This window comes from Faecalibacterium sp. An58, assembly GCF_002161515.1.
Taxonomy (GTDB): domain Bacteria; phylum Bacillota; class Clostridia; order Oscillospirales; family Ruminococcaceae; genus Faecalibacterium; species Faecalibacterium avium.
Genome location: NZ_NFHX01000024.1, coordinates 1 through 24,765 on the forward strand (window position 1 = coordinate 1; position 24,765 = coordinate 24,765).

Genomic DNA, 24,765 nt, shown 5'->3' on the forward strand with positions numbered 1-24,765 from the left:
CCTTGGCAAGGTGGCGCTCTACCAGATGAGCTACGGCCGCATATGGTGCCTCCGATCGGAATCGAACCAATGACACGGGGATTTTCAGTCCCCTGCTCTACCAACTGAGCTACAGAGGCGCACCGGACGTTGATTATTATACCGCAAAATCCGGATTTGTAAAGGGGGAATTTCAATTTTTTTCAAAGAATTTGAAAACCGGCGTCCGTACGAATCAATTCCAGGCCCAAAGATGCCATGGATTTGACTTTTGGCCGCCGGATATGCTTAAATGGACTCTTGAAAGCAATGTGAACGATGATTTGCCGGAGGAATGACATGGCAAAAAAACAGGAATACGGCAACGAGAGCATCACTTCCCTCAAAGGAGCGGACCGGGTCCGCAAGCGCCCCGCGGTCATTTTCGGCTCGGACGGGGTGGAAGGATGCGCCCATTCGATCTTTGAGATCATATCCAACTCCATCGACGAGGCCCGGGACGGCTACGGCAAGACCATCCACGTCACCCGCTGCAAGGACGGCAGCGTGCGGGTGGAGGACTTTGGCCGGGGCATGCCGGTGGACTGGAACAGCGGCGAGGACCGCTACAACTGGGAACTGCTGTTCTGCGAGATGTACGCGGGCGGCAAGTACGGCGAAGGGGAGGACAACTACGAGTACAGTCTTGGCCTCAACGGCCTGGGCCTGTGCGCCACCCAGTATGCCTCGGCGTGGATGACCGCCGATATCTACCGGGACGGTTTCCACTACCACCTGGACTTCGCGAAGGGCGAGAACGTGGGGGGCCTGCACAAGGAGCCTTACAAGGGCCGCCGCACCGGCAGCATCATCCACTGGAAGCCGGACGACGAGGTGTTCACCGACATCCAGGTGCCCGCCGGCTATTATAAAGATGTGCTGCGCCGCCAGGCGGTGGTGAATGCGGGGCTGACCCTGACCTTTACCGACGAGATGGAACCGGACCCCGCCACCGGCAAGCCCTGGCAGGAGAGCTACTGCTACCAGAACGGCATCGCCGACTATGTGCAGGAGACGGCGGGGGAGGACGCTTTGACCCCCGTCTTTGCCTGCGAGTCGGAGGCGTCGGGCCGGGACCGGGAGGACCAGCCGGAATATAAAGTAAAGATGAGCGCGGCCTTCTGCTTTTCCAACCGGGTGCAGATGCTGGAATACTACCACAACTCCTCCTGGCTGGAGCACGGGGGCAGCCCCGAGCACGCGGTGCGCACCGCCTTCGTCTATCAGATCAACAAGTATCTCAAGGACAAGGGGATGTACAAAAAGGGGGAGAGCGCGGTCAGCTTCCAGGACGTGCAGGACTGCCTTGTGTATGTGTCGTCCAGCTTCTCCACCCGCACCAGCTATGAGAACCAGACCAAGAAGGCCATCACCAACAAATTCATCTCCCAGGCCATGACCGACTTCCTCAAGCACTATCTGGAAGTGTATTTTCTGGAAAAGCCCGAGGAGGCCCAGAAGATCTGCCAGCAGGTGCTGGTGAACAAACAGAGCCGGGAGCACGCCGAAAAGACGCGCCAGAGCATCAAAAAGACCCTCTCCACCCAGATCGACCTGGCCAACCGGGTGCAGAAGTTCGTGGACTGCCGCACCAAGGACCCCGCCCGGCGGGAGCTGTATATCGTGGAGGGCGACTCGGCCATGGGCGCGGTCAAGACCAGCCGGGACAGCGAGTTCCAGGCCATCATGCCCATCCGGGGCAAGATCCTCAACTGCCTCAAGGCGGACTATGCCCGCATCTTCAAGTCGGACGTCATCGTGGACCTCATCAAGGTGATGGGCTGCGGCATCGAGCTGGGGGGCAAGTACAACAAGGAGCTGGCCACCTTCAGCCTGTCCAACCTGCGGTTCAACAAGATCGTCATCTGTACCGATGCGGACGTGGACGGCTACCAGATCCGCACCCTGGTGCTGACCATGCTGTACCGCCTGACCCCCACCCTGATCCAGGAGGGGTATGTGTATATCGCCGAGTCGCCCCTGTATGAGATCACCACCAGGGACCAGACCTGCTTTGCCTACACCGAGGCCGAGAAGGCCGCCTTTTTGAAGAAGATCGGGGACAAGAAATACACCATCCAGCGCTCCAAAGGTCTGGGCGAGAACGACCCCGAGATGATGTGGCTGACCACCATGAACCCCGCCAGCCGCCGGCTGATCAAGGTGATGCCCGCCGACGTGGCCGAGACGGCCCGGGTGTTCGACATCCTGCTGGGGGACAACCTGGCCGGCCGCAAGGACCACATCGCCGCCCACGGGGCCGAGTATCTGGACGAACTGGACCTGTCCTGACCGGAAGGCCACTGAGAGAAAGAAGGAGCTATGCCGAAAAAGAGCGCGAAAAAAACATCCGGGCCGGTGCGGCCCCAGCTGGGGGAAGGGGTGCAGATCCTGAATGCGGGCAGCGTGCTGGAGGACCCCATCACCCGCACCCTGGAGACCAACTATATGCCCTACGCCATGAGCGTCATCGTCTCCCGGGCGCTGCCCGAGATCGACGGCTTCAAGCCGGCCCACCGCAAGCTGCTGTACACCATGTACGGCATGGGCCTGCTGAAGGGCCCCCGCACCAAGTCCGCCAACATCGTGGGCGCCACCATGCACCTCAACCCCCACGGGGACGCGGCCATCTATGACACCATGGTGCGGATGGGCCGGGGCAACGAGAGCCTGCTGGTGCCCTTTGTGGACAGCAAGGGCAACTTTGGCAAGGCTTACAGCCGGGATATGTCCTGCGCGGCGGCCCGCTACACCGAGGCCCGGCTGGAGCCGGTGTGCGAGGAGCTGTTCCGGGACATCGACAAGGAGACGGTGGACTTTGTGCCCAACTACGACGGCACCACCACCGAGCCCACTTTGCTGCCGGTGACCTTCCCCACCATCCTGGCCAACAACACCCTGGGCATTGCGGTGGGCATGGCCTGCAACATCTGCTCGTTCAACCTGGCCGAGCTGTGCGCCACCACCGTGGCCCTCATCAAGGATCCCCGGCACGACATCGGTTCCACCATGCCGGCCCCCGACTTTGTGGGCGGGGGACAGATCCTGTACGACGCAGCCCAGATGCAGGAGATCTTTGAGTCCGGCCGGGGCAGCGTGCGGGTGCGGGCCCGCTGGCGCGCGGTGCCGGGGGAGAACATGGTGGAGATCACCCAGATCCCGCCCACCACCACGGTGGAGGCGGTGATGGACAAGATCACCGAGCTGGCCAAGGCCGGCAAGCTGAAAGAGCTGAGCGATATGCGGGACGAGACCGACCTGAACGGCCTCAAGCTGACGCTGGACCTCAAGCGGGGGGTGGACCCCGGTAAGCTGATGGCCAAGCTCTTCCGGCTGACCCCGCTGGAGGACAGCTTCAGCTGCAACTTCAACATCCTGGTAGGGGGAAGGCCCCGCGTGATGGGGGTGCGGGAGATCCTGCAGGAGTGGACGGCCTTCCGCACCGAGTGCGTGCGCCGCCGCACCTACTACGACCTGCACGGCAAGGAAAAGCGCCTGCATCTGCTGGAGGGCCTGGCGGCCATCCTGCTGGACATCGACAAGGCGGTGCAGATCATCCGCCAGACCGAGGAGGAAGCCGAGGTGGTGCCCAACCTGATGATCGGCTTCGGCATCGACGAGGAGCAGGCCGAATATGTGGCCGAGATCCGGCTGCGGCACCTCAACCGGGAATATATCCTCAAGCGCACCGGTGAGATCGATCAGCTGAAAGCGGACATCGCAGACCTGGAGGACATCCTGGCCAAGCCCGCCCGCATCCGGCGGATCATCGTGCAGGAGCTGAACGCGGTGGCCAAAAAGTACGGCCAGCCCCGCCGCAGCGAGATCCTCTACGACCTGCCCCAGGAGGAGGCCGAGGCCCGGGAGGAGGTGCCCGACTACCCGGTGACGGTGTTCTTCACCCGGGAGGGCTACCTCAAGAAGATCCCGCCCCAGAGCCTGCGCACCGCGGGCGCCCACAAGCTGAAGGAAGGGGACGAGATCGTGGTGCAGGCCGAGGCCCGCAACAACCTGGAGGCCCTTTTCTTCACCGACCGCCATCAGGTGTACAAGATCCGCCTGGCTGAGTTCGAGGACGGCAAGGTGGGGCAGATGGGGATCTACCTGCCCACCCGTCTGGGGATGGAGGAGGGGGAGAACCCCATCGCCATGGTGCTGACGGGGGATTACAGCGGCTGGATGCTGTTCTTCTTTGCCAGCGGCAAGTGCGCCAAGATCCCCCTGTCGGCCTACGCCACCAAGCAGAACCGCCGCAAGCTGCTGCGGGCCTACTGCGACAAGGAGCCTCTGGCGGCGCTGCTGTTCGTGCCGGAGGAGACCGACATCGCCATCCGCACCAGCGCCGGGCGTCTGCTGCTGGCCGGCACCGCCCAGATCGCCGAAAAGTCCACCCGGGACAGCCAGGGCGTGGCGGTGGTGACCCTGAAAAAGAACCAGTCCATCACCTCGGTGCGGCCGGCGGCCGGCATCGACCTGGCCGACCCCCACCGCTACCGTGTGCGCACCCTGCCTGCGCTGGGCGCGCTGCTGCGCGGGGAGGACATCGCCGAACAGCAGACCATGGAGTGACGCAAATGACCCCCGCTTTCTCGTCAGGAAAGCGGGGGCCGTTTTATTTGTGGTATTTCATGCCGGCGTTGATGGTGCAGGCGCGGTAGAGCTGTTCGGTCAGCACCAGGCGGGCCAGCTGGTGGGGCAGGGTGATCCGCCCCAGGCTGATGCGGGCCGCGGCCGCCCGCTTGACCTGGTCGGACAGCCCGTGGGACGAGCCGATCACAAAGGCCACGTCCCCGGCGCCGCTGCCCGCCCTTTGGGCCAGCAGGGCGGCGATGTCCTCGCTGGAGACCAGCTTGCCCTCCACGCACAGGGCCACCAGGGCCTGCCCCTTGCGCAGGCTGCCCAGAATGGCCTTGCCCTCTTTGTCCAGGGCCCGGGCCACCAGGGCGGGGGAGGCGTTCTTTTCTTCGATCTTCTCCTCGGGCAGTTCCACCACCCGGAAATGGACGAAGGCCGAAAGCCGCTTGGCGTATTCCGCCACCCCCTCGGCGCAGTACCGGGCATTCAGCTTGCCCAGGCAGATCAGGTCGATGTTTTGCATAGCGCCCCCTTGCCGTCCGGCCTCACAGCACCCACTCGCCGTTTTCAAACAGGGCCACCGTCTCGCCGGCGCGGGTGCGGCCGGTGATGCGGGTGTCCTCCGCGCCGATCATCACGTCCTCGTGGATGAGGGACTGGTTCATGCCGCGGGCCAGGAGCTGCTCCTCGGTCAGGCCGGCGCCGCCCCGGGTGGTGCCGGGATAGCTGGCCCCGAAGGCGATGTGGCAGGCGGCGTTCTCGTCAAAGAGGGTGTTGCAGAAGATGACGCCGCTGCGGTTGATGGGGCTGGAGGCGGGCACCAGGGCCACCTCGCCGATGTGGCGGGCGCCCTCGTCGGTGTCCAGGATCTCGCCCAGCAGAGCCTCGTTTTCCTCGGCGCCGTAGGCGGTGATCCGGCCCTTCTCAAAGGTGACGTGGAAGCCCCGGATGGTCTGGCCGTTGTGGATGTAGGGCTTGGTGCCGTACGCCACGCCCTCCACCTTGTCCCGGTGGGGCGCCGTGAACACTTCCTCGGTGGGGATGTTGGGCAGGAAGGGCACCCCCTTCTCGCTGACGCTGCCGGCGCTCTCCCAGACGGCGCCGTCGGCCAGGCCCACCGTCAGGTCGGTGCCGTTGCCGCTCTCGAACCGCACCGATTCCAGGTCCAGCCGGTTCAGCTTGTCCCGCAGCCCGGTCAGGCGGTCCAGATGGGCCTTCCACGCCCCCACAGGGTCCCCGCCGGTGACCCGGCAGGTGTCGAAGATGAGCTGCCACAGCTTTTCGACGGCGTCGTCCCGGGACAGGCCGGGGAAGAGTTTGCGGGCCCATGCCGCCGAGGGCATGGCCGCGATGGACCACTGGACCCGGTCGTTCATGGTGTAGCTGCGCCAGGGGGCCAGGGCCTTGCGGCGGGCGGTGCTCACCCGGCTGACCTTGCCGGCGTCCAGCCCGGCCAGGGCTTCGGGATCGTCGGCCAGCAGGTTGAGCACGCAGACCCCGCCTTCGCTCTCGGCATAGTCCAGGTAGCTGCGCAGCAGGTAGGGCTTGACGTCGCACAGGGCCTCCTCGGCCCCTTTTTCCAGGCGGATGCGGGTGAGGGCGTCGTCGCTCCAGTCCACCCGCACGTCCCGGGCGCCGGCGTCAAAGGCGCTGGCGGCGCACAGACGGGCCAGGGGGGCGGCCTCCAGCGGAGCGCCGATGATGAGGGTCTGCCCCGGCTGGACGTTGCAGCCCACCCGCACGATGAAGTCGGCGTATTTGGCTAAAAGCGTATCGAAATGTTCCATGGATCTGGTTTCCTTTCTGCATTCGGGGTGGTTTTGGTATCAGTATAACCCAAAGGGCCCGGCGGCACAAGACGCCACTTGTGTTTTGGCCCGGGTCATGGTAAAGTAGAGGGGTACACGCCCGGGGTGCGCCCGGGCTCCACGCAGCGACGCGGCAAGCCAGCCGCGGACGGAAAGGAATGGAATACTATGGAACACAGCGAAAAGACCCTTGATACGATCGTGGCCCTGTGCAAGAACCGGGGCTTTGTCTTTCCCGGGTCGGAAATTTACGGCGGCCTGGCCAACAGCTGGGACTACGGCCCTCTGGGCGTCGAGTTCAAGAACAACGTCAAAAAGGCGTGGCTGAAGAAGTTCGTCCAGGAGAGCCCTTATAATGTGGGCCTGGATGCGGCCATCCTGATGAACCCCCAGACCTGGGTGACCACCGGCCATGTGGCCAGCTTCTCGGACCCCCTGCTGGACTGCCGTGCCTGCAAGGCCCGCCACCGGGCCGACAAGCTGATCGCGGACGAGTTCCCCGACGTGAACGTGGACGCCATGAGCTTTGATGAGATGGATCAGTTCATCGCCGAGCATCCCCAGGTGGTCTGCCCGGTCTGCGGCAAGCACGATTTCACCCCCATCCGCAAGTTCAACCTGATGTTCAAGACGGCCATCGGCGTCACCGAGGACAGCTCCTCGGTGTGCTATCTGCGGCCCGAGACGGCCCAGGGCATCTTTGTCAACTTTGCCAACATCCAGCGCACCACCCGCCGCAAGCTGCCCTTCGGCGTGTGCCAGGTGGGCAAGGCCTTCCGCAATGAGATCACCCCGGGCAACTTTACCTTCCGCACCCGGGAGTTCGAGCAGATGGAGTGCGAGTTCTTCTGCAAGCCGGGCACCGACCTGGAGTGGTTCGCCTACTGGAAGGAGTTCTGCAAGAACTGGCTGCTGAGCCTGGGCATCAAGGAGGAGCACCTGCGCCTGCGCGACCACGAGGCGGCCGAGCTGGCTTTCTACAGCCGCGCCACCACCGACATCGAGTACGCCTTCCCCTTCACCGACTGGGGCGAGCTGTGGGGCATCGCAGACCGCACCAACTACGACCTGGGCCGTCACCAGGAAGCCTCGGGCAAGAGCCTGGAATACTACGACGCCGAGACCGGCGAGCACTATATCCCCTACGTCATCGAGCCGTCCCTGGGCTGTGACCGTGTGGCCCTGGCCTTCCTGTGCGAGGCCTACGACGAGGAGCGCCTGACCGACGCCAAGGGCAAGGAGGACGTGCGCACGGTGCTGCACCTGCACCCGGCCCTGGCCCCTTACAAGTGCGCGGTGCTGCCCCTGAGCAAGAAGCTGGCGCCCAAGGCGATGGAGATCCGCAACGAACTGTGCAAATACTTCATGGTGGACTACGACGAGACCGGCTCGATCGGCAAGCGCTACCGCCGTGAGGATGAGATCGGCACCCCCTACTGCATCACGGTGGACTTCGACACGGTGGGCGACGAGGCCAAGGGCATCGCTGCCGACGGCTGCGTCACCGTCCGCGACCGCGACACCATGGAGCAGGTGCGTATGCCCATCACCCAGCTGCGCGCCTGGCTGGAGGAAAAGATGGCGTTCTAAAAGCCCCGGCAGGCGGGCCGAAATGTCCTGCGCGCGGGTCCTCCGCCGCCCTGTGCCGGGCGCGGGGGACCTTTTTGGCGCGCGGCGCGGGAAAATACCGGCGCCTTTTGGCTCCACACTCTTGCATATTCCGCCGATGTGTGGTATATTCTGATAGTACGAATACACGATTGAATGGAAAGTGGGCCGCAAGGTCCGCTTTTCTTGTTTGATATGGAGGTTTTCAACATGGCGAAGCAAGCGAGCGGGAATACCGCGCAGCGCGTGGAAGCGCTGGTGCGTCCCATCGTCGAGGAGATGGGACTGCGGCTTTGGGACGTGGTATTTGAAAAAGAAGGTCCGGAATGGTATCTGCGGGTACTGATCGACCGGGACGGCCCGATGGACACCGATACCTGCGCCGCCGTGTCCCATGCGCTGGACCCGGTGCTGGACGAGGTCGACCCCATCCCCCAGAGCTACTATCTGGAGGTGGGCTCCCCGGGTCTGGGCCGCCGGCTCACCCGGCCTGAGCACTACGACGCCCTGACCGGCCAAACGGTGCGGCTGCGGCTGTACCGGCCCGACGCGGCAGGCCGCCGCCAGCTGGAAGGCGTCCTGACCGGCCGCCAGGGCGGCGCCGTCACCCTGGACACCGCCGAGGGCCCCGTCACGGTGGAGCTGACCGCGGTCAGCAAGGCCCAGCTGTGCGACGATGAGGACTTGTTTTAATCAACATATTGGGAGGAATACCGAAAAATGGCAGGCAACAATGAATTCTTCGAGGCCCTCACCATGCTGGAGCATGAACGGGGCATCACCGCCGAATATCTGATCGAGAAGATCCGGGCGGCGATCGTGATCGCCGTCAAAAAGAACTACGATGTGGAGGACGACAACGTCATCGTGGAGATCGACCCCGCCGCAGGCGCCTTCAACGTGGCCCTGGTGCAGGACGTGGTGGCCGACGAGGACTGGGAGAACGAGCACACCCAGCTGCCCCTCAGCAAGGCCCAGACCCTGCGCCGCACCTACCAGGTGGGCGACCGGGTGATCACCCCCCTCAAGACCCGGGACTTCGGCCGCATCGCCGCCCAGACCGCCAAGCACGTCATCCGGCAGGGCATCCGGGAGGCCGAGCGCAGCCAGCAGCTCAGCGAGATCCAGTCCAAGAGCCACGACATCGTCATGGCCACCGTCACCCGCGTGGATCACGAGCGGGGCCTGGTGGCTGTGGATATGGGCAAGGGCGGCGAAGCCGTGCTGCCCCGCAGCGAGCAGGTGCCGGGCGAGAGCTACACCGAGGGCCAGCAGCTGCAGGTCTATGTCATCGACGTGGCCGCCACCGAGCGCGGCCCCCGCGTCATGATCAGCCGCACCCATCCCGGCCTGGTCAAGCGCCTGTTCGAGCTGGAAGTGCCCGAGATCTTCGACGGCACGGTGGAGGTCAAGGCCATCGCCCGGGAGGCCGGCACCCGCACCAAGATGGCGGTGTCCAGCCGGGACGCCAACGTCAACCCCGTCTCGGCCTGCATCGGCCCCCGCGGGGACCGTGTGGCCGCCGTGGTGGGCCATCTGCACGGCGAGAAGATCGACATCGTGCAGTGGAGCGACGATCCTGCCGCCTTCATCGCCTCGGCCCTCAGCCCCGCCAAGGTGCTGAAGGTGGAGCTGCTGCCCGGCGAGAGCCGCTCGTGCCGGGTCACCGTCCCCGACAACCAGCTCAGCCTGGCCATCGGCAACAAGGGCCAGAACGCCCGCCTGTGCGCCCGGCTGACCGGCTACAACATCGACATCCGCCCCGAGAGCGGCTACTATGGCGAGGAGCCCCAGGAGGAGCCCAAGGCCGAGGCCGAGGCCCGGCCCGCGCAGGCAGACCCTGAGGCGGCACCCGCCGCCGAATGACGGGGGAGGGACGTGTGATGCCGCAGCACAAGCCGCAAAAAAAGATCCCCATGCGCCAGTGCGTGGGCTGCCAGACCAGCCGCCCCAAAAAGGAGCTGGTGCGGGTGGTGCGGGGTCCCGACGGGACCATCTCCATCGACACCACCGGCAAAAAGCCGGGCCGGGGCGCGTATCTGTGCCCCGACCCCGCCTGCCTGGCCAAGGCGCAGAAAAAGAAAGCCCTGGAGCGCAGCTTTGAACAGCCCGTGCCCGCAGGGGTCTACCAGCAGCTGGCCGACCAGCTGGCCGCCGTCCAGAAGGAGGGAACCGATGCCCAAAGCTAAAGCTGCGCCCAAGCCCGCCATGCCCCCCGAGGACGCTTTGTTCCAGGCCCTCAGCCTGTGCCGCAAGGCGGGCAGGCTGGTGATGGGGTTTGACGCCGTGGAGGAAGCCGCCCTCAGCGGCAAAGCCTGGCTGGCGCTCACCGCCGCCGATGCCAGCCCCAAGACCGCGAGCCGCCTGCGCGCGAGCATCGGCGACGTGGTGGACGTGCTGGCCCTGCCTTTGACCATGGAGCGGCTGGCCCCCCTGGGCCGCCGGCCCATGGCCGTATGCGCCGTCACCGACCGCAACCTGGCAAAGCTCTGCTATGACCGGCTGCAGGCCTGCGGCGCCATCAAATACGAGGAGGATATAAGCGAATGATCGTAAAATATAAAGTCACAGATTTTGCAAAGGACACCGGCCTTTCGGTCAAGAAGATCCTCGACACCTTGACCCAGGCCGGGATCAAGGACAAAAAGAACAGCTCCACCCTGGAAGAAAAGGAGCTGAACCTTTTGCTGGACCGCCTCAGCAGCCAGAACAGCGAGGCGGACCTGTCGGCCTTCCTGAACAGTGCCCGGCCCGAGCCCAAGGCCGCCCCCGCCCCCGCCGCCAAGAACGGCCAGAAGGGCGCCGGCAGCAGCGGCGGCGCCAAGCAGGGCGCAAAGCAGCAGCCGGCCGAAAAGCACAAGCCCGCGCCCCAGGCCCACAAGAAGCGGGACGAAAAGACCGTCTCCCTCAGTGAGCTGGGCCGCGAGACCGGCACCAAGGCCTCTGCCGCCGAATCGGTGCAGGTCAAGCGCCAGGACAACCAGGTGACGGTGGATACCCGCACGGTGGATGTCAACGTGGACCGCTTCGACGTGCGCTACGACGACCTGGCCTCCACCAAGAACACCGAGAACCGCCGCAAGCCCACCCCCCAGGGCAACAAGCAGAAGTTCACCCAGCGGGGCCAGCGCCAGCGCCAGCAGTACCAGAAGGGCAAGCGGGAGACCGAGGCCGAGCGGATGCAGCGCATCCAGCTGGAGAAGGCCCGCAACGCCCAGCTGAAGGTGTCCATCCCCGACGAGATCACGGTGGGTGAGCTGGCCGCCCGGCTCAAGCAGCAGGCCGGCAAGGTGATCGCCAAGTTCATGCAGATGGGTGAGATGCACGCCATCAACGACGTCATCGATTTCGATACCGCCTCCCTCATCGCCGAGGAGTTCCACGCCAAGGTGGAGCACGAGGTGCACGTCACCATCGAGGAGCGTCTGTTCGAGCCGGAGCAGGACAACGAAGCCGATCTGCAGCCCCGTCCCCCGGTGGTCTGCGTCATGGGCCACGTCGACCACGGCAAGACCAGCATCCTGGACGCCATCCGCAAGACCAACGTCACGGCCGGCGAGGCCGGCGGCATCACCCAGGCCATCGGCGCATACCAGGTCAAGGTGGGGGACGACCTGATCACCTTCCTGGATACCCCCGGCCACGAGGCCTTCACCTCCATGCGTGCCCGCGGCGCCAACATGACCGACATCGCGGTGCTGGTGGTGGCTGCCGATGACGGCATCATGCCCCAGACCATTGAGTCCATCAACCACGCCAAGGCCGCCAACGTCAAGGTGATCGTGGCCATCAACAAGATGGATAAACCCACCGCCAACCCCGAGCGGGTGATGGAGGACCTGACCAAATACGGCCTCATCGCCGAGGACTGGGGCGGCGATACCGCCTGCATCCCGGTGTCCGCCCTCACCGGCAAGGGCATCAGCGACCTGCTGGAGCGCATCGCCCTGGAGGCCGAGGTGATGGAGCTGAAGGCCAACCCCAACCGCCGCGCCAAGGGCGCCGTGGTGGAAGCCCGCCTGGACAAGGGCCAGGGCCCCATCGCCACCCTGCTGGTCCAGAACGGCACGCTGCACATCGGCGATGTGCTGATCGCCGGCACCGCCGTGGGCCGCGTGCGCACCATGCGGGACGACAAGGGCCGTTCCATTGCCAACGCCACCCCCTCCACCCCCGTGGAGATCACCGGCCTGACCGCCGTGCCCGAGGCCGGCGACCTGTTCGAGGCGGTGGCCGACGAGCGCCTGGCCCGTGAGCTGGCCGAGAAGCGCGCCGCTGCCGCCAAGGAGAAGCAGTTCTCCGCCTTCCAGAAGGTCACCCTGGATAACCTGTTCACCCAGATGGCCCAGAACGACATGAAGGAACTGGCCATCGTGGTCAAGGCCGACGTGCAGGGCTCTGCCGAGGCCGTCAAGCAGTCGCTGGAGAAGCTGTCCAACGAGGAAGTGCGGGTGCGGGTCATCCACGCCGGCGTGGGCGCCATCAGCAAGTCGGACGTGGACCTGGCCGACGCATCCAACGCCATCATCATCGGCTTCAACGTCCGCCCCGACAACATCGCCAAGGAGGCCGCCGCAGCCACCAAGGTGGAGATGCGGATGTACCGCGTCATCTACGACGCCATCAACGATGTGTCCGACGCCATGAAGGGTATGCTGGCGCCCAAATACCGCGAGGTGTCCCTGGGCGAGCTGCAGGTGCGCCAGGTGTACAAGATCAGCAGCGTGGGCACCGTGGCCGGCTGCCGCGTCACCTCGGGCAAGATCACCCGGGACAGCAAGATCCGTGTGGTGCGGGACGGCATCGTCATCGCGGAGGACGAGATCGCATCCCTGCGCCGCTTCAAGGACGACGTCAAGGAAGTGGCCGAGGGCTACGAGTGCGGCGTCACCCTGGCCAAGTTCTCGGACGTGAAGGAGGGCGACGTGTACGAGGCCTTCCGGATGGAGGAGTACCGCGACTGAGCGCTCCCCGGACCAAGAGCATGACGGGCCGTTTTTCGCGCGCCGTGAGAAGGGAGAAAAGCTATGTCTGAAAAAAATATGGGCCGTCTGGCCCAGGATATGAAGCGGGAGCTGATCGCCATCATTTCCCGCCTGAAGGACCCCCGCCTGGAGGGCGGCCTGCTGACCGTCACCCGGCTGGATGTGACGGCCGACCTGGATGTGGCCAAGGTGTATGTCAGCGTCATGGGCCATGAGGGCGGCCCCGCCCCGGTGGTCCAGGCCCTGAACGGGGCCGCCGGCCATGTGCGCACCGAGCTGAGCCGCAAAATGCACATCCGCAAGGCCCCCCGGCTGGTGTTCGTGGAGGATGACGGCGCGGCCTATGCCGCCCACATCAACCAGCTGCTCAAGGACCTGAAGGTGGATGAGGACGGTCCCGCAGAGGATGCGTGACCCTGCGCCGGAAAGGATGACGACAGCTATGACCCAATCCATGCATGTGGAACAGGCCGCCGCCCGGCTGCTGGAAGCCGGGCAGGTGCTGATCCTGTGCCACAAGAACCCCGATGGGGATACCATCGGCTGCGGCGCCGCCCTCTGCCATGTCCTCAACGGCATGGGCCGCCAGGCGGCGGTGCTCTGCGCCGACCCCATCCCGCCCCGCCTGTCCTTCACCCGGCCCAGGCTGTTCCGGGGCGAGTTTGTCCCGGATCTGGTGGTGGCGGTGGATGTGGCAGGGGTGGCCCTGCTGGGGGATGCGGGCCTGATGCCCGCTTACAGCCGCCATGTGGATCTGTGCATCGACCACCATGCGGGCAACGGAGGCTATGCCGACTGCACCCTGCTGGACGCCTCGGCGGCAGCCGCGGCCGAACTGCTGTGGGAGGTGCTGCAGGCCATGGGGGCTGAGATCACCCCGCTGGTGGCTGACTGTCTGTACACCGGCCTTGCCACCGACACCGGCTGCTTCCGCTTTGCCAACACCACCGCCCGCACCCACCGGGTGGCCGCCGGCCTGATCGAGGCCGGGGCCCGGGTGGAGGAGCTGAACACCATCCTGTTCGCCACCCGGAGCCGGGGCCAGATGGAGGCCGAGCGGATCGCCCGCAGCCACCTGACCTACGAGCTGGAGGGCCGGTGCGCCGTCATCTGGCTGGACCGGGACGAGACGGCCGCCAGCGGCGCCGACCCCGCCGACCTGGACGAGCTGACCGCCCTGCCCATCGGCATCGAAGGGGTGCAGGTGGGCCTGACCTTCCGTCAGCTGCCCGGCGGCAGCTGGCGGGTCAGCATCCGCACCGCCAAAGGGGTGGACGCCTGCGCCATCGCCCGGCGTCTGGGCGGCGGCGGGCACCTGCGGGCCGCAGGCTGTGAACTGCTGGGCACGCTGGACAACGCCCGGCAGGCGGTGCTGGCCGAGGCCCGGGCGGTGCTGGACGCCGGCGAGGAGGCCCGGCCATGATGCAGGGGATCCTTGTGGTGGACAAGCCCGCCGGCTGGACCAGCTTTGACGTCATTGCCAAGCTGCGGGGGGTGCTGGGCACCCGCAAGCTGGGGCACAGCGGTACGCTGGACCCCATGGCCACCGGAGTGCTGCCCGTGTTCTGCGGCTTTGCCAGCAAGGCAGTGGACCTCCAGCTGGACCATGACAAGACCTACCGGGCCGTCCTGCGCCTGGGCTGCCGCACCGATACCGGGGACGTCACCGGCAGGGTGCTGGAACAGCGCCCCGTCACGGGGGGAGAGAAGGAGCTGCTGGAGGTGCTGCCCCGGTTCGTGGGGCCCCAGATGCAGACGCCCCCCATGTACTCGGCGGTGAAGGTGAACGGCCAGCCCCTCTACAAGGCGGCCCGCCAGGGCCTGGAGGTGGAGCGCAAGCCCCGGCCCATCCAGGTCTACGCCATCGAGTACCAGGGCAGCCCGGCCCCCGGGGAATACACGCTGCTGGTGCGCTGCTCCAAGGGCACCTATATCCGCACCCTGCTGGAGGAGATCGCGGCGGCCATGGGCCAGCTCGGCACCATGAGCGCACTGCGGCGGGTCCGGGCGGGCCTTTTTGCCGAGGCCGACGCCCACACCATGGACTGCATCCTGGAGGCGCGGCAGCAGGGGACGCTGGAGGCGCTGCTGCTGCCGGTGGAGCGGGTATTCGAGCCGCTGCCGCTTTTGACGGCGGACGCGCGGGTGGCCGCCCATCTGATGAACGGCTGCCCCACCAGCCGCTATCCGGCTCCGGACGGGCGATACCGGGTGCGGGACGCCGCCGGCGCCTTTCTGGGTCTGGCCAATGTGACAGGCGGGGTGCTGCGTGTGGAAAAACTGTTTGTGGAGCGGGGCTGACCCGGGCCGCCGCTTGCTGAAGATATAAAGAGGAACTATGCAGATCTATCCAACCATGTCCCCCCTGGATCTGGGGGACAAGCAGGGCAGCGCGGTGGCTTTGGGCTACTTCGACGGCATCCATCTGGGCCACCGTGCGGTGATCGGCGGGGCGGTGGACTGGGCCAGGGCCCATGGGGCCGCTCCGGCGGTGTTCACCTTCCAGCTGCCGGCCGGCAGCCGGATGAAGGGCCGCCGGCTGCTGTCCACCGAGGACAAGCACCGGATCATCGCCGGCCTGGGGGTGGAGCATTACCTGGTCCCCGCCTTTGAGGACATCCAGGCCATGACCCCCGAGCAGTTCGTGCGGGGGCTGGTGACCGATTGCCGGGCCAGGGCCCTGTTCTGCGGGGAAAACTTCACCTTTGGGGCCAAAGCCGCCGGCGACCCCGGCCTGCTGCGGCAGCTGTGCGCCCCCCTGGGGGTGGAGGTATATGTCCAGCCCATGGCCCAGTTCGAGGGCAAGCCGGTCTCCTCCAGCCGCATCCGCTCCGCCCTGGAGGGAGGCGACATCCCCGCCGCCAACGCCATGCTGGGCGCGCCCTATGCCATCCGGTTCCCGGTGCAGCATGGGGCAGGGCTGGGCCGCACCCTGGGTGTGCCCACCATCAACCAGATCTACCCCGCAGGCTACCAGCTGCCCCGGTACGGCATCTACATCACCCGCACCACCATTGGAGGGGCCAGCTATCCTTCGGCCACCGGTCTGGGCTCCCGGCCCACCGTCAACGACGATCCCGCCAAGGTCACCTGCGAGACCTTCATCCCCGGTTTCTCGGGCGATCTGTACGGCGCGGACCCGGTGGTGGAGTTCTTTGCCTACCTGAGCCCCAGCAAAAAATTCGATACCCTGGACCAGCTGCGGGACTGCATCCAAAACGCCGCCCGCCGCGCCCAGGAATACTTCCAATAAAAAAGTCCGCTGCTCCAAAAGCAGCGGGCTTTTTGTTTTTGCGTTCCGGCTTTCAGGTCCAGAGGCTGGGATTGTGCCAGCGCGCGTCCAGGGCGGCGCTGAACAGCCGTCCGTTCAGCACCGTGCGGACGGTCACCTCTTTGGCGTGGGGGGAGAGGGCGCCGTCCGCTTCCATGGCGTTCAGGATGCCGTCGCAGCCGGCGGGGGCGGGCCGGATGCACGCATCCAGCGTCCGGTCATCGGCGTCCAGTACCAGGGCTTCGGGGCGGTCGGCGGTCCAGGGCTGCCAGGCGGGCAGAGCGTCGGCCCGGGGCGTCCCGGTGCGCAGGAAAGCGCCCACCGCCTGGAGGAAAGCGTCGCTCATGGCGGCAAAGCCCGCGCTCGAAAGGCCGGCCAGGCCCGCCAGGTCGTTTTCATCCGACAGCATGGGCAGGCAGATGCCGTGGTAAGAGCCAAGGCCCAGGGCATGGATGGGGCTGCGGCTGTCCGGCGCGCCGTAGGCGATGCGGCACAGCCAGATGGGGGCGGCGTACCCGCCGTCGGTCAGGGTCCGGGCGGCGGCGGGCCCGTTGTAGAGCTGGTAGAGTTCGGAGCCATACCCGACGGCCCACTGCCGGGCTGCCGCGGCCTCGCCGGCCGTGAGGCCCTGGGCCTGGTAGAAGTCGGGGAAGGGGTTGAACAGGCTGAATTCGGTGCTGGCGGTGGCCAGCAGCAGGGGGACGGCGTTGCAGGCGCCCCGGGCAAAACCGTCCCGGGGCAGGGTGACCCCGTCGGCGTACAGATGGGGGAAGCTGCTCATCCGCAGATCGCCCCCGTCGGGCATCTGCATACAGATGCGGGCGGGGTCCAGATCGTACAGCCAGCGGCGCACCTCCTCCCGGTCCTCCAGCAGCCAGCCGAAGGCGGTCTCCGGGTCGGGGCACAGGCCGTCCTCCACCGCCAGCGGGGCAAAGGCCCGCGCGATCTGCCGGGCGCTGGCCTGGGGGTCCGCCGCCGACAGTCCCCCGGACAGGGACACCGCCTTGTGGAACCGCCCGGCAAAGCAGGGGCTGGCCAGCATGGCCAGCACGTCCCGGCCGCCCGCCGAAAAGCCCATGGCGGTGACGTTGCCGGGGTCCCCGCCAAAGGCGGCGATGTTGTCCCGCACCCAGTCAAAGGCTTTGGCCGCGTCCAGCAGGGCGTAGTTGCCGGTGCGGTCGGGGCCGTTCTGGAGGGCGGGCAGACAGTTGAAGCCCAGCAGACCCAGCCGGTATCCCACCGACACAAAGACGCAGCCGGCCCGGGCGGCCAGCTTGGCGCCGGACATCTCCCGGGTGGAGCCGGTGCGGTTGCCGCCGCCGTGGAAATACACCACCACCGGCAGCTGCGCGGCCCCGTCGGGGGCGTAGATGTCCAGCCGGAGGCAGTCCTCGACGCCCACGGGCATCCCGTTGCAGGGCTGCAGGGCCAGGGGAGCGGGGGCGGTGCAGTCCAGAGGCCCGGCCCAGGATGCGGGATCCTGGGGCGGCTGCCACCGCAGCAGCCCGACGGGCGCGGCGGCATAGGGCACCCCATACCAGACAAGGGCCCCGTGGGCGGCCTGCCCGCCCTGCACCTGGCCCCAGCGGGTGGGACGGAGGGTCCCCCGGAGGGGCTGCGGGCCGGGGGCGGCTTGGGCCGGGAGCTGCGGCGCGGCCCACAGGCCGGCCGCGGTGAGGGCGCCCGCCTTCAAAAAGCTGCGCCGGGAAAAGGTATCGTGCATGGAACAGGTTCCTTCCTTTCGGATAAACTACATATAGTATACCGTGTTTGGGCCCGGACGCAAGTGCGTTTTGGGGCCAAAGGCGCGGACAGAAAAATTGTTTCAACAAATCCGGTTCCGGACGCTTGCTTTTTGTGTGCATTTTTGCTATACTATCCACGTTACCGCGGCGCAGCGCTGGGAGTATGCCCACAATGGGAGGACCGGTTCCCACCGCCTCGTCACGGCAGAATTCATGGAAAGAGGTAGATACAAATGAACAAACAGGAAGTTATGGCCAAGGTCGCCCTCAACGAGAAGGACACCGGCTCCCCCGAGGTGCAGGTCGCTCTGCTGACCGCTCACATCAATGAGCTGAACGAGCACCTGAAGAAGAACCCCAACGATCACCACAGCCGCCGCGGTCTGCTGAAGATGGTCGGCCGCCGCCGCAATCTGCTGGCTTACCTGCAGAAGAAGGATGTGGAGCGCTACCGCGCCCTGATCGCAACGCTGGGTCTGCGCAAGTAATTACAATGAACGAGGGGCAGGCGCCATGCACAGGTGCCTGCCTTTTTGTTTTGGCCCCCGGGGTATGGATCAAACATCGGTAAGCAGGGCCGCCGCTGCGTGTTGCAGCAGTAAATCGAGGGCCCAAGCTGCGGCTTGGGCGCTGGACTTATTGCTATAGCCCGCGGCGGCCGGCCTTGGAAGGCAGGCGCCCAGAGCGCCTGGATGAACAAGGAGGTAACTAGATGGCAATCGAATTCGGCTCCCGCAAAGAGACATTCCCCCACTACAAGGTCTACGAGATGGAACTGGCCGGCCGCCCCTTCAAGGTCGAGATGGGCAAGATGTGCGGCCTGTCCAACGCCAGCGCCCTGATCCGCTACGGTGAGACGGTGGTGCTGTGCAACGTCACCATGAGCCCCAAGCCCCGGGAAGGGGTGGACTTCTTCCCCCTGAGCGTGGAATACGAGGAGAAGCTCTACGCTGCGGGCCGCATCCCCGGCAGCTTTATGCGCCGTGAGGGCCGTCCCGGCGAGCGCGCCATCCTGACCAGCCGTGTGGTGGACCGCCCCATGCGCCCCCTGTTCCCCAAGGAGATGCGCAACGACGTCTGCATCACCATGACCGTCATGAGCCTGGACCCCGATTGCAGCCCCGAGATCGCCGGCATGATCGGCGCGTCGCTGGTGACCGCCGTCTCCGAGATCCCCTGGAACGGCCCCATCGCCGGGGTGCAGGTGGGCCTGGTGGAGGGCGAGATCGTCCTCAACCCCACCTATGAGCAGCGGCAGGTCAGCGACCTGGCCCTGACGGTGGCCGGCACCATGGACAAGATCGTCATGATCGAGGCCGGCGCCAACGAGGTGGACGAGGACACCATGCTGCAGGCCATCAAGGACGCCCATGTGGAGATCAAGAAGGTGATCGCCTTCATCAACGGCATCGTGGCCGAGCGGGGCAAGCCCAAGGTGCAGTTCCAGACCGCGGGCATCGACATGGACATCTTCCACGCGGTGCGGGACAAGTACCTGGACCGCTTCAAGGCCGCCATGGACACCGACGACAAGAACGTGCGGGACGCGGCGCTGCTGCCCATCCTGGACGACATCGCCGCCGAGTACCCCGACCTGTCCGCCGCCGACCTGGACCTGATCAGCTACAAGATGCAAAAGCAGATCGTCCGCCGCTGGCTGCTGGACGAGGGCAAGCGGGTGGACGGCCGCGGCATCAACGAGATCCGGCCCCTGGCCGCCGAAGTGGGCATCCTGCCCCGGGTCCACGGTTCGGGTATGTTCACCCGCGGCCAGACCCAGGTGCTGACCACCTGTACCCTGGGCGGCACCAAGGACAGCCAGACCATGGACGATTTGACCGACGAGCAGACCAAGCGGTATATTCACCACTACAACTTCCCGCCCTATTCGGTGGGCGAGGCCCGTTCGCCCCGCAGCCCCGGCCGGCGTGAGATCGGCCACGGCGCCCTGGCCGAGCGCGCCCTGGTGCCGGTGCTGCCCTCGATGGAGGACTTCCCCTACACCATCCGCTGCGTGTCCGAGGTGCTCAGCTCCAACGGCTCCACCTCCCAGGCTTCCATCTGCGGCTCCACTCTGGCCCTGATGGATGCGGGCGTGCCCATCAAGGCGCCGGTGGCCGGCATCAGCTGCGGCCTGATCACCGAGGGCGACCGCTGGATGACCATGCTGGACATCCAGGGCGTGGAGGATTTCCACGGCGACATGGACTTCAAGGTGGGCGGCACCCGCAAGGGCATCACCGCCATCCAGATGGATATCAAGATCGACGGCCTGACCTACGAGATCATCGCGGACGCCTTTGAGAAGTGCCGCAAGGGCCGGCTGTATATCCTGGATGAGATCATCAAGCCGGTCATCGCCGAGCCCCGCCATGAGCTGAGCCGCTGGGCGCCCAAGATGTTCAGCATCGTCATCCCCACCGACAAGATCAAGGACGTCATCGGCAAGGGCGGCAAGGTGATCCAGGAGATCTGCGCCAACTGCAACTGCAAGATCGACGTGCAGGAGGACGGCCACGTCTTTGTCTCGGCCATCGACCAGGAGGACGCCAAGCGGGCCATCTTCACCATCAAGACCATCGTGGAAGATCCCGAGATCGGCGCCATCTACAAGGGCAAGGTCACCCGCCTGATGAACTTCGGCGCCTTTGTGGAGATCGCCCCGGGCAAAGAGGGCCTTGTGCACATCTCCAAGCTGGACACCAAGCGGGTCGAGCGGGTGGAAGATGTGGTGGCTGTGGGCGACGCCATCGTGGTCAAGGTCACCGACATCGACCAGCAGGGCCGCATCAACCTGTCCCGCCGGGATGCCATCATCGCCCTGGAGGCCCGCAAGCACGGCCAGAAGGACTGAATCTGACCGGCTGACGGCCATACAAAGCATACCGACCGCCCCTTCTTTCCCGGAGGGGCGGTTTTTGTGTGCCGGAAAGGTGTGACTTCTGCCCGGCGGCTTGTACTGCGCCCTCTTTTTTGCTATTATGATAGAGTAAGCAAAAACGCTGCACAGGGCGGCGGGACTTCACTTTTTTATAAAGAGAGGGGTATGGAAATGTACAAGGAAATGATGGACACCATCGGCATGGTGAACGGCGTGGACCCGGAAGTGGGCGCCGCCATGGGCCGGGAGCTGACCCGCCAGCGCCAGAACATCGAGCTGATCGCCAGTGAGAACATCGTCTCCCCGGCCGTGATGGCCGCCATGGGCAGCGTGCTGACCAACAAGTACGCCGAGGGCCTGCCGGGCAAGCGCTATTACGGCGGCTGCGCCTATGTGGACGAGGTGGAGAACATCGCCATCCGCCGCGCCTGCGAGCTGTTCGGCGCAAAGTACGCCAACGTCCAGCCCCACTCGGGCGCCCAGGCCAACCTCGCGGTCTACTTTGCCCTGCTGGAGCTGGGGGATACCGTCATGGGGATGGACCTGTCCCAGGGCGGCCACCTGACCCACGGCTCGCCGGTGAATATGTCGGGCAAAAATTACCGCTTCGTCTCCTACGGGGTAGGGGAGGACGGCCGCATCGACTACGACGCGGTGGAGAAGGCGGTCAAAAAGGCCCGGCCCAAGATGCTGGTGGCGGGCGCGTCGGCCTATCCCCGGGCCATCGACTTTGAGCGGCTGGCCCAGATCGCCCACGGCTACGGCGCCTACCTGATGGTGGATATGGCCCACATCGCCGGCCTGGTGGCGGGCGGGGCGCACCAGAACCCGGTGCCCTACGCCGACGTGGTGACCACCACCACCCACAAGACCCTGCGCGGCCCCCGCGGCGGCCTGATCCTGACCAACAACCCCGTGCTGGCCAAGCGGATCAACTCGGCGGTCTTCCCCGGCACCCAGGGCGGCCCCCTCGAGCACGTCATCGCGGCCAAGGCGGTCTGCTTCGGGGAGGCTTTGCAGCCCGCGTTCAAGGCGTACGCCCACAAGATCGTGGAGAACGCCCAGGTGCTGGCAGGGGAGCTGATGGCCCGCGGGGTGCAGCTGGTATCGGGCGGCACCGACAATCACCTGATGCTGGTGGACCTGCGCAGCGAGGCCTGCACCGGCAAGGAGCTGGAGGCCCGTCTGGACGCGGTGCATATCACAGCCAACAAGAACACCGTCCCCGGCGAGACCCGCAGCCCCTTTGTCACGTCGGGTGTGCGGCTGGGCACCCCGGCGGTGACCACCCGCGGCATGGGTCCCGAGGAGATGAAGGTCATCGCGGGCTGCATCGCCGACTGCATCTGGAACTTTGACGAGCAGAAAGAGGACATCAACGCCCGCGTGCTGTCCCTGACCGAGCGCTTCCCCCTCTACGAATAAACAAATCCAAAAACCGCCCCTGTACTCTCCGCGATCGGGAGAGCCGCAGGGGCGGTTTTCTGTCTCAGCGCTTGTCCGGCTGGTCCGGCTCGGGCCGCAGCAGGGGATTGGAGCGGGCGGCCACCTGTGTAGCGGTGGGCGGCAGCTCTCCCTGGGCGGCTTTTTCCAGCTGGCTGACCCGCTGGTCCAGGGCGGTGATCCGCTGGGCCACCAGATCCGGCAGATCCTGCTGGTCCAGGTCGTCGGCGGGGTTGACCGCCTTGTTGTTGATCCGCACCACTTCGGCGGGCACGCCCACCGCCGTGCAGTTGGCGGGCAGATTGCGCAGCACCACGCTGCCGGCGCCCACCCGGGCGTTGTCCCCGATGTACACCGGGCCCAGCACCTTGGTGCCGGCGCCGATCAGCACGTTGTCGCCCAGGGTGGGATGGCGCTTGCCGGTGTCCTTGCCGGTGCCTCCCAGGGTGACCCCGTGGTAGATGGTGCAGTTGTCCCCGATCTCGGTGGTCTCGCCAAAGACGATGCCCATGCCGTGGTCGATGAACAGCCGGCTGCCGATGGTGGCCCCGGGGTGGATCTCGATGCCGGTCTTGTGGCGGCCCCGCTGGCTGATCCACCGGGCCAGGAAAAAGTGGCCGTGCCGGTACAGCCAGTGGGCGATGCGGTGATACACCAGGATGTGGAAGCCCGGATACAGCAGCATCACTTCCAGCACGCTGCGGGCGGCCGGGTCTTTGCGCTGGATGTTGCGGGCGTCGTCAAGCAGCCCCATAAGCAAACCCCTCCTTGCTTTTATGACAGGTCTTGTTCCCCTTTATTTTAACACAGGCGGGGGATAAAGTACAGCGCGGCGGCCCTTTTGGCCCCCGCAAAGGGCAAAACGCCCCCGCCGGGGCGGTATTTTTGTGAGCTTTACTAAAAATTTACCTGGACAGCGCCCCGACTTCTCACAAACAAAATCCCTCCAGAGCATTGACACTTTTTGCGTTTCTATGATAAAATACCTGAAAGACATTCGGGCGCGTCCGAGAAGGCCCGGTCCCGCCGGGCCGGATGCAGCCCGGCGGAGAGGAAAGGGGAATGTGTGCCATGCTGTGCGCCCACGGGTACAACAAGCTGAAGATGTGCTTTGCAGCCGGGTTTTTCGCAGCCGGTGTTTTCCCTGTTCGTGAAAGTTGAACTTTTCCCTTTTTTGGGGAAAAGTTTTTTTTTGCCCGCGCCCGGCGCGGATCGTGACAAGGAGGAATCAGCCATGCTCATCCAACATGCAGTTGACGTCCACGGCCAGGAGGTGGAGCTGTATCTCAGCGGCGGCAGGATCCAGGCGGTGGGCCGGGGCCTTGCGGCGCTGGCCGGCCCCGACGAACCGGTGGTGGACGCCGCCGGCCTGACCGTCCTGCCCGCCTTCGTGGACCTGCACGTCCACTGGCGCACCCCCGGCTTCGAGTACAAGGAGGACGTGGCCACCGGCAGCCGGGCCGCGGCGGCGGGGGGATATACCTTCGTCAACCTGATGCCCAACACCAGGCCGGTCTGCTCGTCGGCGGCCCAGGCGGCTGCCGTGGAGGATGAGGCCGCCCGGGTGGGCCTGTGCGATGCCAACCAGACGGTGTCCATCACCCAAAACTTTGACGGCCGCACCCTGGACCACCTCAAGACCCTGCCCGAAACGGTGCGGTTCGTCACCGAGGACGGCCATGGGGTGCAGAGCGCCAGCGTCATGGCCAGGGCCTTTGCCATCTGCCATCAGAAGGGCATCACCATCATGAGCCACGCCGAGGATATGGAGATCAGCCCCTGGGATTACCGTCTGGCCGAGGACATCGAGACGCTGCGGAACTGCCATCTGAGCGAATACTACCAGACGAGGCTGCATATGTGCCACGTCTCCACCCGGGGGTCGGTCGAGGCCGTCCGGATGGCCAAGCTGCGGGGGGCCCCGGTCACCTGCGAGGTGACCCCCCACCATCTGTGGTTCACCGACGATGTGTGCGATTACCGGGTCAATCCGCCCATCCGCACCGCCGACGATGTGGCTGCCCTGGTGGACGGCATCCGGGACGGCACGGTGGACGCCATCGCCACCGACCACGCCCCCCACTCGGAGGAGGACAAGGCCGCAGGCGCCGCCGGCATGGTGGGCAGCGAGACCGCCTTCGGGGTGTGCTACACCAAGCTGTGCCGCGGCGAGGGACTGCCGCTGGAGGCGCTGAGCGTCCTGATGAGCGAGCGCCCGGCCCAGATCCTGGGGCTGAACAAGGGCCGTCTGGAGCCCGGCTACGACGCCGACCTGGTGCTGGTGGACCTGGACACGCCCTATACGGTGAAGCGGGAAAACCTGCACTCGAAATCGAAGAACAGCCCCTACGACGGGGCGGAGCTGTACGGCCGGGTCTGCGCCACCATCAAGGGCGGCTGCCTGACCTACCAGGCCGACTGAACAAGGGAG

General features: G+C 65.8%; 20 protein-coding genes and 1 tRNA gene. 16 read left to right on the forward strand and 5 right to left on the reverse strand.

Features of this window, described 5'->3' with window-relative positions:
* Positions 1-43: 43 nt before the first annotated feature.
* Positions 44-119: transfer RNA gene (locus B5G12_RS11505), tRNA-Phe, on the reverse strand.
* Positions 120-318: 199 nt separating this feature from the next.
* On the opposite strand from B5G12_RS11505, the gene B5G12_RS11510 reads away from it, so the two are divergent.
* Both B5G12_RS11510 and B5G12_RS11515 read left to right on the forward strand, forming a co-directional pair.
* On the forward strand, positions 319-2,310 hold the full coding sequence (locus B5G12_RS11510) for a DNA gyrase/topoisomerase IV subunit B (RefSeq protein ID WP_087325003.1): 1,992 nt from the start codon (positions 319-321) through the stop codon (positions 2,308-2,310).
* A gap of 30 nt (positions 2,311-2,340) precedes the next feature.
* Positions 2,341-4,587, forward strand: coding sequence for a DNA gyrase subunit A (locus tag B5G12_RS11515; protein WP_087325004.1), 2,247 nt, complete (start codon positions 2,341-2,343; stop codon positions 4,585-4,587).
* Between the two features lie 43 nt (positions 4,588-4,630).
* On the opposite strand, the gene B5G12_RS11520 is transcribed toward B5G12_RS11515, so the two are convergent.
* Together B5G12_RS11520 and B5G12_RS11525 are read right to left on the reverse strand one after the other, a co-directional pair.
* Entirely contained in the window at positions 4,631-5,116 is a 486-nt protein-coding gene (locus tag B5G12_RS11520) for a 23S rRNA (pseudouridine(1915)-N(3))-methyltransferase RlmH (RefSeq protein WP_087232935.1), read from the reverse strand.
* Positions 5,117-5,138: 22 nt separating this feature from the next.
* On the reverse strand, positions 5,139-6,380 hold the full coding sequence (locus B5G12_RS11525; protein ID WP_087232938.1) for an aminopeptidase: 1,242 nt from the start codon (positions 6,378-6,380) through the stop codon (positions 5,139-5,141).
* Positions 6,381-6,569: 189 nt separating this feature from the next.
* On the opposite strand from B5G12_RS11525, the gene B5G12_RS11530 reads away from it, so the two are divergent.
* From B5G12_RS11530 to ribF, 10 genes are all read left to right on the forward strand, one after another.
* The gene (locus B5G12_RS11530; RefSeq protein ID WP_087232941.1) at positions 6,570-7,991 is read left to right on the forward strand and encodes a glycine--tRNA ligase; all 1,422 of its coding nucleotides are present in this window, start codon (positions 6,570-6,572) and stop codon (positions 7,989-7,991) included.
* A 228-nt stretch (positions 7,992-8,219) separates the two neighbouring features.
* Entirely contained in the window at positions 8,220-8,702 is a 483-nt protein-coding gene (gene rimP, locus B5G12_RS11535) for a ribosome maturation factor RimP (protein ID WP_087325014.1), read from the forward strand.
* A gap of 27 nt (positions 8,703-8,729) precedes the next feature.
* The gene (gene nusA / locus B5G12_RS11540) at positions 8,730-9,875 is read left to right on the forward strand and encodes a transcription termination factor NusA (protein WP_087232947.1); all 1,146 of its coding nucleotides are present in this window, start codon (positions 8,730-8,732) and stop codon (positions 9,873-9,875) included.
* Between the two features lie 17 nt (positions 9,876-9,892).
* On the forward strand, positions 9,893-10,198 hold the full coding sequence (rnpM, locus tag B5G12_RS11545) for an RNase P modulator RnpM (RefSeq protein ID WP_087232950.1): 306 nt from the start codon (positions 9,893-9,895) through the stop codon (positions 10,196-10,198).
* A complete protein-coding gene (locus B5G12_RS11550; RefSeq protein WP_087232953.1) occupies positions 10,185-10,559 on the forward strand; it encodes a L7Ae/L30e/S12e/Gadd45 family ribosomal protein in 375 nt (124 codons plus the stop codon). The genes rnpM and B5G12_RS11550 overlap by 14 nt, the downstream gene beginning before the upstream one ends.
* A complete protein-coding gene (gene infB / locus B5G12_RS11555) occupies positions 10,556-12,973 on the forward strand; it encodes a translation initiation factor IF-2 (protein WP_087232956.1) in 2,418 nt (805 codons plus the stop codon). The genes B5G12_RS11550 and infB overlap by 4 nt, the downstream gene beginning before the upstream one ends.
* Positions 12,974-13,036: 63 nt before the next feature.
* On the forward strand, positions 13,037-13,408 hold the full coding sequence (gene rbfA, locus B5G12_RS11560) for a 30S ribosome-binding factor RbfA (RefSeq protein ID WP_087232959.1): 372 nt from the start codon (positions 13,037-13,039) through the stop codon (positions 13,406-13,408).
* 28 nt (positions 13,409-13,436) lie between these two features.
* Positions 13,437-14,417 (forward strand): DHH family phosphoesterase, encoded by a 981-nt coding sequence (locus B5G12_RS11565; RefSeq protein WP_242956025.1) that lies wholly within the window; start codon positions 13,437-13,439, stop codon positions 14,415-14,417.
* Positions 14,417-15,295 (forward strand): tRNA pseudouridine(55) synthase TruB, encoded by an 879-nt coding sequence (gene truB / locus B5G12_RS11570; RefSeq protein ID WP_087325015.1) that lies wholly within the window; start codon positions 14,417-14,419, stop codon positions 15,293-15,295. Before B5G12_RS11565 ends, truB begins: the two co-directional genes overlap by 1 nt.
* A gap of 37 nt (positions 15,296-15,332) precedes the next feature.
* On the forward strand, positions 15,333-16,247 hold the full coding sequence (gene ribF, locus B5G12_RS11575) for a riboflavin biosynthesis protein RibF (protein WP_087325005.1): 915 nt from the start codon (positions 15,333-15,335) through the stop codon (positions 16,245-16,247).
* A gap of 52 nt (positions 16,248-16,299) precedes the next feature.
* On the opposite strand, the gene B5G12_RS11580 is transcribed toward ribF, so the two are convergent.
* Entirely contained in the window at positions 16,300-17,988 is a 1,689-nt protein-coding gene (locus B5G12_RS11580; RefSeq protein ID WP_087325006.1) for a carboxylesterase family protein, read from the reverse strand.
* A 255-nt stretch (positions 17,989-18,243) separates the two neighbouring features.
* On the opposite strand from B5G12_RS11580, the gene rpsO reads away from it, so the two are divergent.
* The 3 genes from rpsO to glyA all read left to right on the forward strand — a co-directional run bounded on the left by rpsO (position 18,244) and on the right by glyA (position 22,316).
* Positions 18,244-18,498, forward strand: a complete 255-nt coding sequence (rpsO, locus tag B5G12_RS11585) for a 30S ribosomal protein S15 (protein WP_087232972.1) — start codon at positions 18,244-18,246, stop codon at positions 18,496-18,498.
* 224 nt (positions 18,499-18,722) lie between these two features.
* On the forward strand, positions 18,723-20,864 hold the full coding sequence (locus B5G12_RS11590; RefSeq protein WP_087232975.1) for a polyribonucleotide nucleotidyltransferase: 2,142 nt from the start codon (positions 18,723-18,725) through the stop codon (positions 20,862-20,864).
* 198 nt (positions 20,865-21,062) lie between these two features.
* Entirely contained in the window at positions 21,063-22,316 is a 1,254-nt protein-coding gene (glyA, locus tag B5G12_RS11595; protein ID WP_087233007.1) for a serine hydroxymethyltransferase, read from the forward strand.
* 64 nt (positions 22,317-22,380) lie between these two features.
* On the opposite strand, the gene epsC is transcribed toward glyA, so the two are convergent.
* Complete coding sequence (gene epsC, locus B5G12_RS11600) at positions 22,381-23,088, reverse strand: serine O-acetyltransferase EpsC (RefSeq protein ID WP_087325007.1); 708 nt, start codon at positions 23,086-23,088, stop codon at positions 22,381-22,383.
* Positions 23,089-23,568: 480 nt separating this feature from the next.
* Between epsC and B5G12_RS11605 the strand changes: the two genes are divergently transcribed.
* Positions 23,569-24,756 (forward strand): dihydroorotase, encoded by a 1,188-nt coding sequence (locus B5G12_RS11605; protein WP_087325008.1) that lies wholly within the window; start codon positions 23,569-23,571, stop codon positions 24,754-24,756.
* Positions 24,757-24,765: the final 9 nt, after the last annotated feature.

Bases quoted from the DNA above. Each gene is read 5' to 3' on its own strand.
- B5G12_RS11605 (WP_087325008.1), top strand. From the start codon at position 23,569: ATGCTCATCCAACATGCAGTTGACGTCCACGGCCAGGAGGTGGAGCTG.
- B5G12_RS11515 (WP_087325004.1), top strand. From the start codon at position 2,341: ATGCCGAAAAAGAGCGCGAAAAAAACATCCGGGCCGGTGCGGCCCCAG.
- nusA (WP_087232947.1), top strand. From the start codon at position 8,730: ATGGCAGGCAACAATGAATTCTTCGAGGCCCTCACCATGCTGGAGCAT.
- rbfA (WP_087232959.1), top strand. From the start codon at position 13,037: ATGTCTGAAAAAAATATGGGCCGTCTGGCCCAGGATATGAAGCGGGAG.
- infB (WP_087232956.1), top strand. From the start codon at position 10,556: ATGATCGTAAAATATAAAGTCACAGATTTTGCAAAGGACACCGGCCTT.
- ribF (WP_087325005.1), top strand. From the start codon at position 15,333: ATGCAGATCTATCCAACCATGTCCCCCCTGGATCTGGGGGACAAGCAG.
- B5G12_RS11580 (WP_087325006.1), bottom strand. From the start codon at position 17,988: ATGCACGATACCTTTTCCCGGCGCAGCTTTTTGAAGGCGGGCGCCCTC.
- B5G12_RS11520 (WP_087232935.1), bottom strand. From the start codon at position 5,116: ATGCAAAACATCGACCTGATCTGCCTGGGCAAGCTGAATGCCCGGTAC.
- B5G12_RS11565 (WP_242956025.1), top strand. From the start codon at position 13,437: ATGACCCAATCCATGCATGTGGAACAGGCCGCCGCCCGGCTGCTGGAA.
- B5G12_RS11530 (WP_087232941.1), top strand. From the start codon at position 6,570: ATGGAACACAGCGAAAAGACCCTTGATACGATCGTGGCCCTGTGCAAG.
- B5G12_RS11525 (WP_087232938.1), bottom strand. From the start codon at position 6,380: ATGGAACATTTCGATACGCTTTTAGCCAAATACGCCGACTTCATCGTG.
- B5G12_RS11550 (WP_087232953.1), top strand. From the start codon at position 10,185: ATGCCCAAAGCTAAAGCTGCGCCCAAGCCCGCCATGCCCCCCGAGGAC.
- truB (WP_087325015.1), top strand. From the start codon at position 14,417: ATGCAGGGGATCCTTGTGGTGGACAAGCCCGCCGGCTGGACCAGCTTT.
- B5G12_RS11590 (WP_087232975.1), top strand. From the start codon at position 18,723: ATGGCAATCGAATTCGGCTCCCGCAAAGAGACATTCCCCCACTACAAG.
- B5G12_RS11510 (WP_087325003.1), top strand. From the start codon at position 319: ATGGCAAAAAAACAGGAATACGGCAACGAGAGCATCACTTCCCTCAAA.
- epsC (WP_087325007.1), bottom strand. From the start codon at position 23,088: ATGGGGCTGCTTGACGACGCCCGCAACATCCAGCGCAAAGACCCGGCC.
- rpsO (WP_087232972.1), top strand. From the start codon at position 18,244: ATGAACAAACAGGAAGTTATGGCCAAGGTCGCCCTCAACGAGAAGGAC.
- rnpM (WP_087232950.1), top strand. From the start codon at position 9,893: ATGCCGCAGCACAAGCCGCAAAAAAAGATCCCCATGCGCCAGTGCGTG.
- rimP (WP_087325014.1), top strand. From the start codon at position 8,220: ATGGCGAAGCAAGCGAGCGGGAATACCGCGCAGCGCGTGGAAGCGCTG.
- glyA (WP_087233007.1), top strand. From the start codon at position 21,063: ATGTACAAGGAAATGATGGACACCATCGGCATGGTGAACGGCGTGGAC.